Source organism: Arthrobacter humicola (assembly GCF_039531445.1).
Taxonomy (GTDB): Bacteria; Actinomycetota; Actinomycetes; order Actinomycetales; family Micrococcaceae; genus Arthrobacter; species Arthrobacter humicola.
In genome coordinates this window covers 314,160-328,283 of record NZ_BAAAQB010000037.1, presented here as the reverse complement: position 1 = coordinate 328,283, position 14,124 = coordinate 314,160, and the positions used below count along the sequence as shown (strand labels likewise).

Sequence of the window (14,124 nt, the reverse complement as noted above, 5' to 3'; positions counted from 1 at the left end):
GACGCACTTCAGGAGGTCCGGAGATGTACGATACGGGCGATGCAGGGGGCGATGTCCTCGTCGATGCGCCATGGCTTGAGGAGCATCTGCACGATCCAGGGCTTCGCCTGATTGAGATCGACGTGAATGCGACGGCTTATGACCGCGGGCACATTGAGGGTGCTGTGCTGTGGAACGTCTACCGGGACCTGAAGGACGGCAACTACCAGCTCGTCGATGCGGCCGCCGTCCAAAAGCTGATCGCCGGTTCCGGGATTGCCCCGGACTCAACAGTGGTCTTCTATGGCTATGGACCGGCAATGGGCTTCTGGCTCATGAAGCTCTACGGCCATACCGACGTTCGCGTTCTCGACTGCTCTCGAGACACGTGGCAAGAGGCCGGACGTCCGTGGACCACGGAGGTGCCCGCACCGGCTACGACCGACTACCGTCTGCCCGGCCAGGATGAACGGCTCCGCGCCGACCGGACGCGGGTGCAGAGCGCGATTGATGACCCCTCGGTCACGATTCTGGATGTGCGCAGTGATCTTGAATTCCGGGGCGAGCGGTTCTGGCCGTCGGGTGGACTCGAACCAGGAGGTCGCGCCGGCCACATTCCCTCGGCCGTTCACTTGTCGATCGACGCCTTGCGCGACGACGGCGGGGCGTTCCGAAACGTCGAAGAATTGCGGGAGATATTTGCGCCGATAGACCCCGCGGGCGCTCGCGAGGTGATCCCGTACTGCACTATCGGTATCCGAGCCTGCACGGCGTGGTTCGCGCTGACCTATCTGCTGGGTCGTGAAGACGTCCGGGTCTACGAAGGTTCCTGGGCTGAATGGGGACGGATGCCCGAGTCGCCGGTGGAAACCTCGTGATGCGGGCCTTGAAACTTCTGAACCCCTGATTCTTGGTCGACATCTCTCTGTGCCGCGCGCCGAGGGCGATCAGGCGCTCGAGTTCTTCTGCCGTAGATACGCCATCAGCCGGAGTTCTCTCAGCACTGGCCCGAATGCTCCGCCCCTTTCACCGCCGAACGGAAGTATCGTGTGGCCAGTGGCCACTAGTTTCTGGCTCAAAGAATGAATCCTCTGGCTTTTAGGTTGAGATCTCAGCCAAATGGAGAGAAGCGCGTGATTGCCGTGGATATGGTGACTGGCATGGAACCAGTTCTGAAATATGTCCGGCGTTGGGGCGCCCTCGTGGCGGCCGTCATCTTCTTCTCCCTGTGGTGTGTGGCCGAGGCCGGCCGAATGGGCCCGACCGGTGGGTACGGGGTGAGCAACACGGGTCTGGACAGCTGGTCTGGATCTTGGCCCCTGGTGCTGATGACCTTGGCCATTGCGACAGCTTCCTGGAAGCCGCTGGTGTCCCTCGGGTTCACGGTTGCACTCCTTGCCGGACAGCTAAGTCATGCACTGCCGCCGATGGCTTCCAATCACTGGGCCATCTATCTGGGCTCCTTTGTCGCTCTTGGCTTCATCTTGTGGACCGCACCGCAGCGGCTGCGCTATATCGCTGCGGGCGCCAACGTGGTCGCAGCTGCCATCATGGCGTTCCTGATGCTCTCGTGGAGGTACGGCAACGGCGTCGGCTGGTACCCTCCTGCGTACGCCGGCGACCGCTGGATGCTTCAGGACTACGGCTGGCAGCTATTTGCACTCCTCCTGTTGATAGCCGGATCCTGCGCCGCCGTCGGACTTCTGTTGGCGCTGTACCAGGAACGGGGCAGCCTGTTCCGGGCACGGGAGCTGGCGCAGAGCAGCCTGAAGGAAACCGAGATCGACCTGATTGTCGAGCAGGAACGGACGCGCATCGCCCGGGACTTGCATGACGTCCTCGCCCATTCCCTGGCAGTCATCGCCGCCCAAGCCGACGGAACCCGATACCTGAGCAAGGACCAGCCCAAAGCTGTCCTCAACGCCCTGGACACCATTGCCCGGTCAGCCCGCAGCGCACTGGTCGATGCACAACGCGTCATCGAGGGAGTCCGTGATGACGGCATGGTGACGCCCCAGCCGCGACTTAGCGACATTCCGGCTCTCATCGAAGGGATGCAGCGCGGCAGTTTGAAGGTCCACCGCAGCGAGTCCGGGACATCCGTGGAACTTTCAACTGGCCAGCAGATGGCGGTCTACCGGATCGTCCAGGAATGCCTGACCAATGCGCTCAAACATGGCGGGCGCGGCACGGACGTGCGGCTCCACTTTGACTGGAGCGGCCCGGGCCTGACCCTGCACGTGGCCTCGGCGCTAGACCCCGGCCAAGCAGGCGCCGGCGATCCGTCCTCCTCCCGGGTCGGGCGGGGACTTCCCGGCATGCGCGAACGCGCCCATCTGGCCGGCGGCTGGCTCACGGCCGGCCCCGACGGCGAACACTTCCGTGTGACGGTCTTCGTCCCCTACGGAACCCGGGAAGCGAGGGAAACGGACGATACAGTCTGCGCTGAAGCCCCGGGCTCCCTCACGGAAATCGCGGATGCGGAAGCCCAGCCGCTGCTCGCCGCAATCGGACTGCAGCAAGCAGCGATTGCCCGGGAAGTGCACGACCGTGGCTGATGCCGGGGCGCTCATCGCCGTCGCCCTGGTGGATGACCAGCCTCTGTTCCGTGCAGGAATCCGCATGCTCATAGAGAGCCAGGAGGACATGGAACTCTCCGGAGAGGCGAACGATGGGGAACAGGCGGTAGCCCTGGCAAGCGAACGTCGTCCGGACGTCATGCTGATGGACCTGCGTATGCCGGTCATGGATGGCGTCGAGGCCACCCGGCGGATTGTGCAGCGCGCCGATGCTGTGGGCACCGACAAGCCAAGAATCATCGCACTGACCACCTTCAACCGGGATCAGGCCGTGGTCCAGGCGGTGCAGGCCGGGGCCAGCGGGTATCTCCTCAAGAGTGCGGAACCGGAGTTCCTCCTGGCAGCCATCCGCACTGTTCACTCCGGGTATTCGGTCATCGCGCCAGGATCCATCCACTCTCTGTTTGAACATGCGGCCCGCAGTGCTCCCGCGGCGGGCCCGGACCTGTCGGTCCTCAACGTCCTGTCCGCGCGGGAGCGGGACGTCTTCCTGCTCGCGGCCAAAGGCCTCAGCAATGGCGAAATGGCGGAGAGCCTGTTCGTCTCCGAAGCAACCATCAAGACCCACCTGCGCAGCGTGCTGGACAAGCTGGAGCTCCGAACCCGGCTGCAGCTCGTCGCCTTCGCCCACGAACGCCGTCTGCTGGGCACCTGAACGGGCAATTCGGCCCGGTGAAACCTAGCGGCTGCTCACCTGACCGAACAGCTTCGCGATTGGCGCGATGATGAGCGGGCGGGCGGCGTACCACCCGGCCGCAGTGATGGCGATTGCGGCCGCGAAGAGCCAGAATCCGACCCAGTTCACCACGTCGGTGCCGCCGAACACGTGGTTCAGGTTGCGCAGCGCGCCGGTCGCGAACACCAGGAACACGTGGATGAGAATGAACAGCACAAAAAACAGCATGGTCGGGAAGTGAATGGCGCGCGCAACCTCCACCGGGTAGATCTTGTTCAGCCTCTTCGCGTCCTTCGGCCAGAACTCGCTCATGCGCACACCCGTGATCGCCGCCAGCGGGGCCGCGATGAACACCACGAGGAAGTACATAATCTGCTGCAGGCTGTTGTAGTTCACCCAGCCGCTCTCAACGGGCCAGTCGAGTGTCATGTACTGCAGGAGCGCGGAGAGTGCGTTTGGGACCGACTCCCAGCTGGTCGGGACGATTCGCATCCAGCGTCCCGAGGCAAACAGCAGCACCAAAAAGATGAGTCCGTTGACAAGCCACAAAATGTCGAGCGACTGGTGCAGCCACAAGTTGATGCTGATCTTCTTGCCACCGCGCTTCGGCGTCCAGAACGCCGGCGGCTTCTGCTGAGTGCGCACCTGATAGCCGGAGCGAATGATGAGCACCATCAGGAAGATGTTAAAGAAGTGCGCCCACTGCGCCCACCAGGGGAAGCCGGGCTCCACCGTGTCGGGCAGGGGATACGCGCCCGGGTACCTCTCGAGGAACTCCGGCACGCCCGGCAGCGTCGTCACGCCGCGCGCGGCGAGCACTAGAATCCCTGCGGCGGCCACGGCGCCGACCGCGAGGAGCACGACGAGCTTGATCCACTGCCCGCGGGTACGCGACCCGTAGAGCCTGGCCTCGGTTTTTGGCCTGACGGGCTTTTCAGCGGCGACGACGGGCTGTGCCGCCGGGGCGACGACGGCGTGTGCCGCCGCTGCCGGGGCGGCCGCGGCCGCGGGTGCACTCGCCGTTGCCGAGGGCTCAGCCTCGGCGACGGCCTCCACCACGCTGGCGGCCGGGGCCGGGGCCTGGGCAACGTGTTCGGGAACGGCCTGCGCCGCAGGGGCGGCGGCGACCGCCGGAGCGAGTCCAGCCGGCGGCCACGGTTCGCCACCGGGGACGCGGGGAAGCCCGCGACGCAGCGAAGTGGTTCCCAGCGTCACTGCCGCGGGTGCGGCGGGTGCGGTGGCCGGAACAGCTGGAAGCGCCGTCGACGTCGGCGCCGTCGCTACTGCAGCCGCCGTCGCCGCCTCTGCCGCTATTGCAGCCGCAGCAACATCTGTGACCGGCGCGGGCGTGGCGCCTGCGGCGGGAGCCCCGGACCGAGCCCCCTCTGACACCGGAGCCTCGCCCGCGGGCGGCCACGGCTCGCCGCCCGGCACGCGCGGCAGGCCGCGGCGAAGCGGCCGCGCCACAGCGGCGCCTGGGTTCACTGCCGGGACCGGAGCGGACAATGCCGCCGGTGGCGTTTCCAGGGCAGCGGCAGCAGCGGGGGCGGAGGGTGCGGGGGCGGAGGGCGCGGCGGTGACCGATCCCTCCCCGGAAACAGACGCGGACCGGGCCGCCGCTCCTGCCGTCACAATGCGTGCGGGCGCCTGGCCTGCTGCGGGCCAGGGCTCACCACCTTCGACGCGCGGCAGGCCCCGCCGAACAGACCGAGAAAAAGTTGCCATGACTACTTCTTCCGAGCCTCAAGCGCGCTGATCAGCTGCGGCACAACCTTGAAGAGGTCGCCGACCACACCAAAGTCGGCGATCTCGAAGATCGGCGCGTCTGAATCCTTGTTGATGGCGACGATCGTCTTCGCGGTCTGCATGCCGGCCCGGTGCTGAATCGCGCCGGAAATGCCCAGCGCGATATACAACTGCGATGACACCGAAACCCCGGTCTGGCCGACCTGCTGCGACTGCGGGATGTAGCCCGCATCCACTGCGGCACGCGAAGCACCAACGGCAGCACCGAGCGCATCGGCGAGCTGTTCGACCAGTGCGAACTGCTCCTTCGACCCGAGGCCGCGACCACCCGCGACAACCTTCGCGGCACCACGCAGCTCCGGCCGCGAGGTGGCGGCAACCGCCTCCTCGAACGAGTCGATCCGCGCGGCCGGCTTCTCGGAGCGCGTCACGGTCAAGGTCTCCGAGGCTTCCGGCTGAGCCGCAGCCCGGGCATCGATGGAGCCCTGCCGAACCGTGATTACCGGCGCCCCGAACGTGGACGATGACGTCACATTGTAGGCACCGCCGTAGACGGAGTGGTGGGCGACGACGCCCTCGTCATCACGGGACACACCGACCGCATCGGCAGAAACCGCTGCACGCGTGCGGGCAGCGTAACGGCCGGCGAGGTCGCGCCCGTTCAGAGAATGCGAAATCAGGATCGCGTCCGGCTGCACCTGCTCCGCGGCGGCGGCAAGGGCGTCAACGCCCGGCAGCCCGAGCACGGAAGGATCCGGAGCTTCCGCGATCAATACGTGCGCGGCACCCAGGCCCGCGGCCTCCGCAGCGGCGGCGCTGCCGGCGCCGGGTGCGGCAAGAACCAAGGCGATGGGCGTGCCGACCGCAGCGGCAGCGCCGAACAGCCCGGGTGCTGCCTTCTCGAGTTCACCGGTTGCCCGGGTTTCGACGACGACGAGGATGGCGTCAGGAGGGAATTCAGTCATGTCGTTTCTCCCTAAGCCAGTCGGTTTTCGACAAGGAAGTCAGCGAGCTTCTCGCCGGCGTCACCCTCGTCAATGATCTTTACGCCCGCCGCATGCGGGGGCTTCTCTGCAATGGTCAGCATGATCGAATGCGCCGCCTCCGGGTTGTCGGCCGTGATCCCGAGGTCTGCGAGGGTAAGCACCTCAAGGGGTTTCTTCTTCGCGGCCATGATTCCTTTGAAGTTCGGGAAGCGCGCGCCGGGAAGCGCCTCGGTAATGGAAATCACCGCGGGCAGGTTCGCTGACACCTTCTGCACGCCGGATTCAACGGGCCTGGTGCCGGACACCGCGCCGTCGCTGATTTCCACGGAGCTGAGGCCGGTAGCGTGCGGCACGTCGAGCAATTCTGCGAGCATCGCGGGAATCATCCCGCCGGATCCGTCGGTGGAGACGTTGCCGGTGATCACGAGGTCAAACCCGGCGCGACGGATCGCTGCTGCGAGAGTTTCGGCGGTAAGTCCCAGATCCGCACCCCGGAGCGCCTCGTCAGAGACGTGGATGGCGCTCCCCGCGCCCATCGCAAGCCCCTTGCGGATCGTTGCCGTCGCACCCTCGGGAGCGAGGGAGAGGACTGCGACCTCGGTGCCCTCGTGCGCGTCGGCGTACGTCAGTGCCAGCTCCAAGGACCGCTCACCGATCTCATCAATGACTGCTTCGCTGGCTTCCCGATCGGCGAGGCCTGTTTCCAGGTTCAGTTTTCGGTCCCCGTAGGTATCGGGGACCTCCTTTACTAGAACGACAATCTTCATCGATGGCTCTTCCTGTGGCGGGCTTGTCTCTACAGAGGAGACGGGTCGGATCTCCATCGAGTCTACGAAAGTGAGGCCCTTCCTGACTGATCGGGCCCGTGTCGTGACTCGAAGGTCTCAGGAAGGCGACCCCCGCCGTCGTAGTACATGGAAATACAGCGCCCTGCATACTGCCCCGCCCGTAGTCTGTTTAGATGCCTCGTTTTGCGCTTGATATTGAGTCCGTCCCCCGCCCAGTCCGTTCGCAGGAGCTGCTGGATGCAGTGAACCACCGGGTCGTCATTGCCGATGGAGCGATGGGCACCATGCTGCAGGGGCGTGAGCTGTCGCTCGAGGACGACTTCCTGGGCCTTGAAGGCTGCAACGAGATCCTCAATGCGACGCGTCCGGATGTTCTCGCGGACATTCATGACGCGTACTTCGCCGTGGGTATCGATGCGGTCGAAACGAACACTTTTGGCGCGAACTGGTCCAACCTCTCCGACTACGGCATCGATGACCGGATCGAAGAGCTCGCCCGGAAGGGCGCGGAGATCGCCCGGGACCGTGCCGAAGCGGCAGAAAAAACAGACGGGCGGATGCGGTGGGTACTGGGCTCGATGGGGCCGGGCACCAAGCTCCCCAGCCTCGGCCACACCAGCTACGACTACCTCAAACAGACCTTCGCGCTGCAGGCCGAGGGCCTCATCGACGGGGGAGCGGACGCCTTCCTCATCGAGACCAGCCAGGACCTCCTGCAGACCAAAGCCGCGGTCAACGGCTGCAAGCAGGCGATCGTCACCCGCGGCATCCGGCTCCCGATCTTCGTCGAGGTGACCGTCGAAACCACCGGAACCATGTTGATGGGCTCCGAGATCGGCGCCGCGCTCACCTCCCTCGAACCGCTCGGCGTCGACGCCATCGGCCTCAACTGCGCCACCGGCCCGGATGAGATGAGCGAGCACCTGCGCCACCTCTCCAAGCAGTCCACCGTAGCCATCGCCTGCATGCCCAACGCCGGCCTGCCCGTCCTTGGTGCCAACGGCGCGCACTACCCGCTCTCACCCACCGAACTCGCCACCGCGCACGAGCAGTTCGTGCGGGAATTCGGCCTGGGCCTCGTGGGCGGATGTTGCGGTACGACGCCGGAGCACATGGCCGCCGTCGTCGAGCGTCTTGCGCCCTTGCGCGCCAGCGTCGCTGTCACCAGCGGCGGGAGGGGCGCCGACGGCAGCCGCGTTCCCACCGAGCGTGAAGCCGGCATCGCGTCCCTCTACCATCATGTGCCGTTCGACCAAGAGTCTGCGTACCTCGCGATTGGCGAGCGCACCAACGCGAACGGTTCGAAGGCGTTCCGCCAGGCAATGCTCGACGAGCGTTGGGACGATTGCGTCGATATCGCCCGCGAGCAGGTCCGTGTCGGCGCGCACCTGCTCGATGTGTGCATTGACTACGTGGGGCGCGATGGCGTGGCCGACATCAAGGAGGTCGTCTCACGTTTCGCGTCGGCCTCCACCCTCCCGTTGGTCATCGACTCCACCGAACCACCCGTCCTGCAGGCCGGGCTCGAACTCATCGGCGGACGCCCGGTGGTCAACTCCGTCAACTACGAGGACGGTGACGGCCCGGACAGCCGCTTCGCGCGCATCATGCCGCTCGTGAAGGAACACGGCACCGCCGTGATCGCCCTGACCATCGACGAGCACGGCCAGGCACGCACAACCGAGGGCAAGGTGGCCATCGCCTCGCGCCTCGTCGACGCCCTGGTGGGCGAATGGGGCATGCGCGTCGAGGACATCATCGTCGACTGCCTGACCTTCCCCATCGCCACCGGCCAGGAAGAAACCCGCCGGGACGGCATCGAAACGATCGAGGCCATCCGCCAGATCACCACGAAATATCCCGGTATCCAGACCACTCTCGGCGTCTCCAACGTGTCCTTTGGCCTGAACCCGGCAGCGCGCATGGCCCTGAACTCGGTGTTCCTGCACGAGGCCGTGCAGGCGGGCCTGACCAGCGGCATCATTGACGCCGCCAAGATTGTGCCGCTCGCGTCGCTGCCGGAAGAGCAGCGCAAGGTGGCGCTGGACCTCATCTGGGACCGCCGCGAACACGACGCCGACGGCAATGTCACGTACGACCCCCTGAACAGCATGCTGGACCTGTTCGCCGGCGTCGACACCGCAGCGCTCAAGGACCAGCGCGCCGCTGAACTCGCCGCGCTGCCCACCGGCGAACGCCTGCAGCGGCGCATCATCGACGGCGAAGGCAAGGGCCTCGAAGAGGACCTCGACCTGGCGCGCGCCGAAGGCATGACCCCGCTGGGCATCATCAACGACCAGCTGCTCGAAGGCATGAAGGTGGTTGGCGAACGCTTCGGCGCCGGCGAGATGCAGCTGCCCTTCGTGCTGCAGTCCGCCGAGGTGATGAAGAATGCGGTTGCCCTGCTCGAGCCGCACATGGAGAAGTCGGATTCCTCCGGCAAGGGCACCATGGTGATCGCCACCGTGCGCGGCGATGTGCACGACATCGGCAAGAACCTGGTGGACATCATCCTCACCAACAACGGCTACAAAGTGATCAACATCGGCATCAAGCAGGGGATCGCCGAGATCATGGCCGCAGCCGAGGAGCACAACGCCGACGTGATCGGCATGTCCGGCCTGCTGGTGAAGTCCACCGTGGTGATGAAGGAAAACCTCGCCGAACTGCAGTCCCGGGGGCTCGCGAAGAAATGGCCAATCATCCTCGGCGGCGCAGCCCTGACCCGCGCCTACGTGGAGCAGGACCTGGCGGAGCAGTTTGAAGGAACCGTCCGGTACGCCAAGGACGCCTTTGAGGGCCTGGCACTCATGGAGCCCCTGGTGCAGGTGGCCCGCGGCGCCGACCCGGACGCCGTCGGCCTTCCGCCGCTGAAGAAGCGGATCCATAAAGGCGGCCCGAAGTTCACGGTGACCGAGCCGGAGGCGATGCCCGGCCGGTCCGACGTCGCCTCCGACAATCACGTGCCTTCGCCGCCGTTCTGGGGCACGCGCATCGTGCGCGGCGTCGCACTCCACGACTACGCTACTTTCCTCGACGAACGGGCGACCTTCATGGGGCAGTGGGGGCTCAAGCCCGGCCGCGGCGAGGACGGCGCCTCCTACGAGGAACTGGTGGAACGCGAGGGGCGGCCGCGCCTGCGGTACTGGCTGGACCGCATCCTCGGCGAGGGAATGCTTGACGCGTCCGTCGCGTACGGCTATTTCCCGGTGGTCTCCGAGGGGGAACAGGTGGTGGTGCTGCACCACGGGGAGGACCGCGACGGCGTCCTCGGCACCGCGGGACTGCTCGCCCCCGACGGCGGCTCAGGCGGCCCGATCGGCACCGAGCGGCTGCGCTTCGACTTCCCGCGCCAGCGCCGCGACCGGCACCTGTGCCTCGCCGACTTCGTCCGCTCGCGCGAATCGGGACAGGTGGACGTGCTGCCGGTGCAGCTGGTCACCGCCGGCTCCAAGATCGACGAGGTGACTGGCGAGCTGTTCAAAGGAAACCACTACCGCGACTACTACGAACTTAACGGCCTGGTTATGCAGCTCACCGAGGCGCTCGCGGAATTCTGGCATGCGCGCATCCGCTCGGAGCTGGGCTTCGCTTCCGAGGAGCCCAAGGACAAGGCCGGCCTGTTCAAGCTCGACTACCGCGGTGCGCGGTTCTCGCTCGGATACCCCGCGTGCCCGGACATGGAGGACCGCCGCAAGGTAACGGAACTGCTGCGTCCAGAGCGGATGGGCGTGGTCCTTAGCGATGAGCTGATGCTGCACCCGGAACAGTCCACCGACGCGTTCGTGTTCCACCACCCGGAGGCGAAGTACTTCAAGGTGTGAGTTGAAGCCTGTCCCTCTTCTGGGCGGGGTGGGCCACTGCGGCCTGTCCGCCCGTGCTGGAGACCGGCTTCACCCGCCGGAGTGCGGCGAGAATGGCCCGCCCCACCAGGGTGATTCCGATGATCGTCGTGATGGCACGCAAGGTGTCCCATCCGGCGGTCGAGGTCAGGAGCGTGTATAGCAGGAAGCTGCTGAGGTTGGTGGCCAGCGGCGCGCCGGGCACGTAGGAAATGCCGGTGCCGGCACCCACCGCGAAGGGCCAGAACCACAGATTGGTCAGCAGGCCGAACGCGTAGGACGCCAGGGCCCCGTAGCCGCACAGCATCCATAGCTCGGCTTTGCCGCGCACCCTGCGGGGGAGCAGGCCTGCCCCGGCGCCCACCCACGCGCAGGCGAAGATCTGGAACGGTGACCAGGGCCCGATGCCACCCCACAGGACGCTGGACACGGCGATGGTGGCGGCGCCGAGGAGCAGGCCGAAACGGGCACCGAAGGCGCGGCCGGCCAGGATCAGCAGGATAAAGACCGCCTCCACACCGCCGACGCCGGTGCTCGCCACCCGCACCGCCGAGCCAATGGCGGCCAGCACGCCGAGCAACGCCACCGTATGCGCGGAGCGGACCGAGCCGTCGAGCGACACCACGACGGCGACGGCGGCGAGCGGCGCGATGGCCAGTGCCGCGTAGGGGAGGGCCGCGGCGGCATCCTCCGGGAGGGCAGCGGCGAGCAAAGGCCAGCAGAACGCTGCCAGGGCAAGAAGGTTTGCGGACGCGAGGACTGCGAACTCTACGCCCCGCGGCATCCGGATGTGGCGGACTCTTGCTGCCGCACCCGGACTGTCCGGCCGTGGGTCGATGAACCGTGGTTCTGCGGTGCGTTGTGCTGTGCTGCTTTGTGTTGTGGGGACACTGGCCGGGGCGGCTTCTGTCACGAATGATGGGGCGACGCCGTCGCGCATCGGGAGGATCCGGGCGCCGAGGCCGCGGGCAAAGTCGAGGTCGTGGGTGGCGATCAGGACCGCCGCGCCGTCGTCCGCTGCGGCCCGGAGCGCCGCCGCGACCGCTGTGCGTGCCTCGTAATCGAGCCCGCGGGTAGGCTCGTCGATCAGGAGTACCTGCGGGTCGTCCGTGGTCTGTAGGGCGATGGCAAGGATCCTGCGCTCCCCGGCAGAGAGATCCCGCGGATGCTCGTGTCCAATGGGCATCCGGACGTCTCCCCGCAGGCGTGCAAGGCGCGATTCCGCCGGCCTTGGCGGAAGCCGGTCACTACCCGGGCGGCGACGGTTGGAACGACGGGACGCCCGGTCCCGCCGTCGTTCCGCCGCTCCAAGCTCTGCCGCGACGGTGTCCCTCGTGAAGAGGTCGTCGGAGGCGTCCGGCACAAGGGCGACGCGGCCGCCGTCGACTGTGATTTCACCGGGCGTGCCTTCCCCCAGGGCGAGCGCCACGAGGAGGGACGACTTCCCGGCCCCGTTCGGCCCCACCAGGGCGACCACTTCACCGCGGTGCAGGGCCAGGGATGCGTCGCGCACCAGCGGCTTGCCCTCGCGGTGCACCGCGAGGTTTGTCGCAGTAAGTACGGGTGCATGCCCCGTTTCCGGAACAGGCATTGGGTAGGCAGCAGCCGGGGCCGAAGCGGACGGCGCGACACCGGGCACCAACGTGCCCTCGTAAATGGTCCACCACGAGTCGGCAACGGGTACGAGCGAGTCCGCCCGGTGCTCCGCCACGATGACGCAGACATCCCCGTCGCGGGCGAGGGCGTCGAGGACGGCGATGACGCGTCCGCGTGCTGAGGTGTCAAGGTCGGCCAGGGGCTCGTCAACCAGGAGCAGGACCGGATGGTCCACCACCGCGGCGGCGATGGCTACGAGCGTTGCCTCACCCGCCGAGAGGGTGCTGACATTCCGGTCCAGCAGCGCCGACACTCCGATGCGCTCCGCGACCTCCAGCACCCGGGCCTTGGCGACACCGGAAGCCACGCCGCGCAGCTCAAGTGCGAGGGAGATTTCGTCCCGGACCCGGGTGGTGGCGAATGCGGCGCGGGGATTCTGCAACACTACGCCGACGAGGCGGGCGGTATCGCGCGGCGGCGTGGCGGCACGGTCCGTTCCGGCGACGTGCAGCGTGCCGGAAATGTCTCCACCGTCAACGTGGGAGAGGAGGCCCGCGATACCTCGCAGGATCGTGGACTTGCCGGAGCCCGTCGGCCCGGTAATGACCGTCATTGACCCGCTCGACGGCGTGAACCCGGTGACGCGCACCTGCGTGTCACCAATGCGGAATTGTGCGTCCGGGATGAGAACCGGTGCTTCGGCACCGGGGGCGGGCTGATGTGCTGCCCGGCTGCCGAAGCCGCGCAACTCCAGGGCCGCGGCCACCCGTCCCGCGTGCTCGAGGGTGCGTTCGAGCACGGGAACAAGGGCTCGGGGTCCGAAGCGTTCGCCCCGCAACCGGAACGCCAGGCGTACGGAGGTCACTGCGTCGGAGAGCGCCGGGAGCGCCGCCCAAGCCACCACAAGCGTCCGGGCCGTACCCTGCAGGGGGCCGCCGCGGGCCAGGTGCCGGAAGCCGCGGGCCACGTCCACCCAGGCGTTGAGCATGCCGAAGCCGAGGATCATTCCGGCGATCGGCAGGGCGGACAGGACCGCCGCCCACAGGCCGGGTGCCGTTACCGGGCCCAGGAGGACCACATGGGCATACGGGGCAGGCAGCGGCACCGGCGGCATGTTCAGCAGGACGGGTTCACCCGTGCCCGCCCCGTTGAAGAGAATGCGGTAGAGGACCCGCGCCGCGATGAAGACGGCGGCGAGAGCCGCCGCTGCGCGTAACGGCGCGGGTCGAAAGGTCATGCTGCGGGTGCGGCCGGTGCGTCGTCGACCGTGAAGAGCAGTTCCAGGCTCTCTCCCGGGCTGACCTTCAGGGTGCCGAGGCCTTCCTGCGCGTATGCCCAGGCGCCGGAGGCCGGCTTGACCCAGAGAGCCCAGTAGGCAAAGGCGGCGGGCATCTTGCTGCAATCTTCCCGGTACGTGCCGCCCTTGTGGGCGATGTCGAAGTCTGCGGCGGGTACACCGTTCACACGGCACACCAGTTCCTTGGGATATGCGGCAGTGCCCTCGACCTTCACCTTTGCATCTTCGAGCACCTTGGAGGCGAGAGTCGGAGCGTCCACGGGAACGCAAACGGACGTGTCAGCGGCAGCCTGCTTCAGGGCGCCCGAATCGGTGATGACCTTCACGCCGGTGCAGGGCTCGGAGGCGGCGCTGGAGGAAGTTGCTGCCGGGGAAGCCGGTGCAGAGGAGGTGGGCTGGGTGGCGGCCGGCGTCGAACAGGCGGCGAGGGAAAACAGGAGACCTGCGGCGGCGAAGGAGCTCGCGGCGGCGGTGCGGATTCGAGTCAAAGTCACCTGTCAAGGGTAGGGCGTTGCCTGTCCGGAACCGGATGCCGTCGCGTTGTGTGACGTGAGGCCCCTCATGAATCAAGGTCGCGGGAGCCGCAGTTTTGTCGAATATACGCTAACTTAAGTATAAAAGTGACGGAATGATTG

The 14,124-nt window shown here is 66.9% G+C and carries 9 protein-coding genes; 4 read left to right on the top strand and 5 right to left on the bottom strand.

The window, feature by feature from the left end; translation table 11 throughout:
• Nucleotides 1-23: 23 nt before the first annotated feature.
• The 3 genes from ABD243_RS14555 to ABD243_RS14545 all read left to right on the top strand — a co-directional run bounded on the left by ABD243_RS14555 (nt 24) and on the right by ABD243_RS14545 (nt 3,213).
• Nucleotides 24-857, top strand: a complete 834-nt coding sequence (locus tag ABD243_RS14555; protein WP_344367085.1) for a sulfurtransferase — start codon at nt 24-26, stop codon at nt 855-857.
• Between the two features lie 282 nt (nt 858-1,139).
• Nucleotides 1,140-2,537: a sensor histidine kinase gene (locus ABD243_RS14550; protein WP_344367081.1), complete on the top strand. Its 1,398-nt coding sequence runs from the start codon at nt 1,140-1,142 to the stop codon at nt 2,535-2,537.
• Nucleotides 2,530-3,213, top strand: coding sequence for a response regulator (locus ABD243_RS14545; protein ID WP_344367079.1), 684 nt, complete (start codon nt 2,530-2,532; stop codon nt 3,211-3,213). The genes ABD243_RS14550 and ABD243_RS14545 overlap by 8 nt, the downstream gene beginning before the upstream one ends.
• 24 nt (nt 3,214-3,237) lie before the next feature.
• Here ABD243_RS14545 and ABD243_RS14540 read toward each other — a convergent pair whose 3' ends face one another.
• The 3 genes from ABD243_RS14540 to ABD243_RS14530 form a co-directional block, all read right to left on the bottom strand.
• The gene (locus ABD243_RS14540) at nt 3,238-4,449 is read right to left on the bottom strand and encodes a cytochrome b/b6 domain-containing protein (RefSeq protein ID WP_344367077.1); all 1,212 of its coding nucleotides are present in this window, start codon (nt 4,447-4,449) and stop codon (nt 3,238-3,240) included.
• A gap of 512 nt (nt 4,450-4,961) precedes the next feature.
• Complete coding sequence (locus ABD243_RS14535) at nt 4,962-5,945, bottom strand: electron transfer flavoprotein subunit alpha/FixB family protein (protein WP_344367075.1); 984 nt, start codon at nt 5,943-5,945, stop codon at nt 4,962-4,964.
• A gap of 11 nt (nt 5,946-5,956) precedes the next feature.
• Nucleotides 5,957-6,733 carry an electron transfer flavoprotein subunit beta/FixA family protein gene (locus tag ABD243_RS14530; protein WP_344367073.1) on the bottom strand — a complete coding sequence of 259 codons (777 nt, stop codon included), beginning with the start codon at nt 6,731-6,733 and terminating at the stop codon, nt 5,957-5,959.
• 194 nt (nt 6,734-6,927) lie between these two features.
• Here ABD243_RS14530 and metH point away from each other — a divergent pair, with 194 nt between their 5' ends.
• On the top strand, nt 6,928-10,578 hold the full coding sequence (gene metH / locus ABD243_RS14525) for a methionine synthase (RefSeq protein WP_344367071.1): 3,651 nt from the start codon (nt 6,928-6,930) through the stop codon (nt 10,576-10,578).
• Here metH and ABD243_RS14520 read toward each other — a convergent pair.
• Nucleotides 10,568-13,429, bottom strand: coding sequence for an ATP-binding cassette domain-containing protein (locus ABD243_RS14520; RefSeq protein WP_344367069.1), 2,862 nt, complete (start codon nt 13,427-13,429; stop codon nt 10,568-10,570). The genes metH and ABD243_RS14520 overlap by 11 nt on opposite strands.
• Entirely contained in the window at nt 13,426-13,983 is a 558-nt protein-coding gene (locus ABD243_RS14515) for a hypothetical protein (protein WP_344367067.1), read from the bottom strand. The genes ABD243_RS14520 and ABD243_RS14515 overlap by 4 nt, the downstream gene beginning before the upstream one ends.
• Nucleotides 13,984-14,124: the final 141 nt, after the last annotated feature.

Bases quoted from the DNA above. Each gene is read 5' to 3' on its own strand.
- ABD243_RS14555 (WP_344367085.1), top strand. From the start codon at position 24: ATGTACGATACGGGCGATGCAGGGGGCGATGTCCTCGTCGATGCGCCA.
- ABD243_RS14520 (WP_344367069.1), bottom strand. From the start codon at position 13,429: ATGACCTTTCGACCCGCGCCGTTACGCGCAGCGGCGGCTCTCGCCGCC.
- ABD243_RS14530 (WP_344367073.1), bottom strand. From the start codon at position 6,733: ATGAAGATTGTCGTTCTAGTAAAGGAGGTCCCCGATACCTACGGGGAC.
- ABD243_RS14535 (WP_344367075.1), bottom strand. From the start codon at position 5,945: ATGACTGAATTCCCTCCTGACGCCATCCTCGTCGTCGTCGAAACCCGG.
- metH (WP_344367071.1), top strand. From the start codon at position 6,928: ATGCCTCGTTTTGCGCTTGATATTGAGTCCGTCCCCCGCCCAGTCCGT.
- ABD243_RS14550 (WP_344367081.1), top strand. From the start codon at position 1,140: ATGGAACCAGTTCTGAAATATGTCCGGCGTTGGGGCGCCCTCGTGGCG.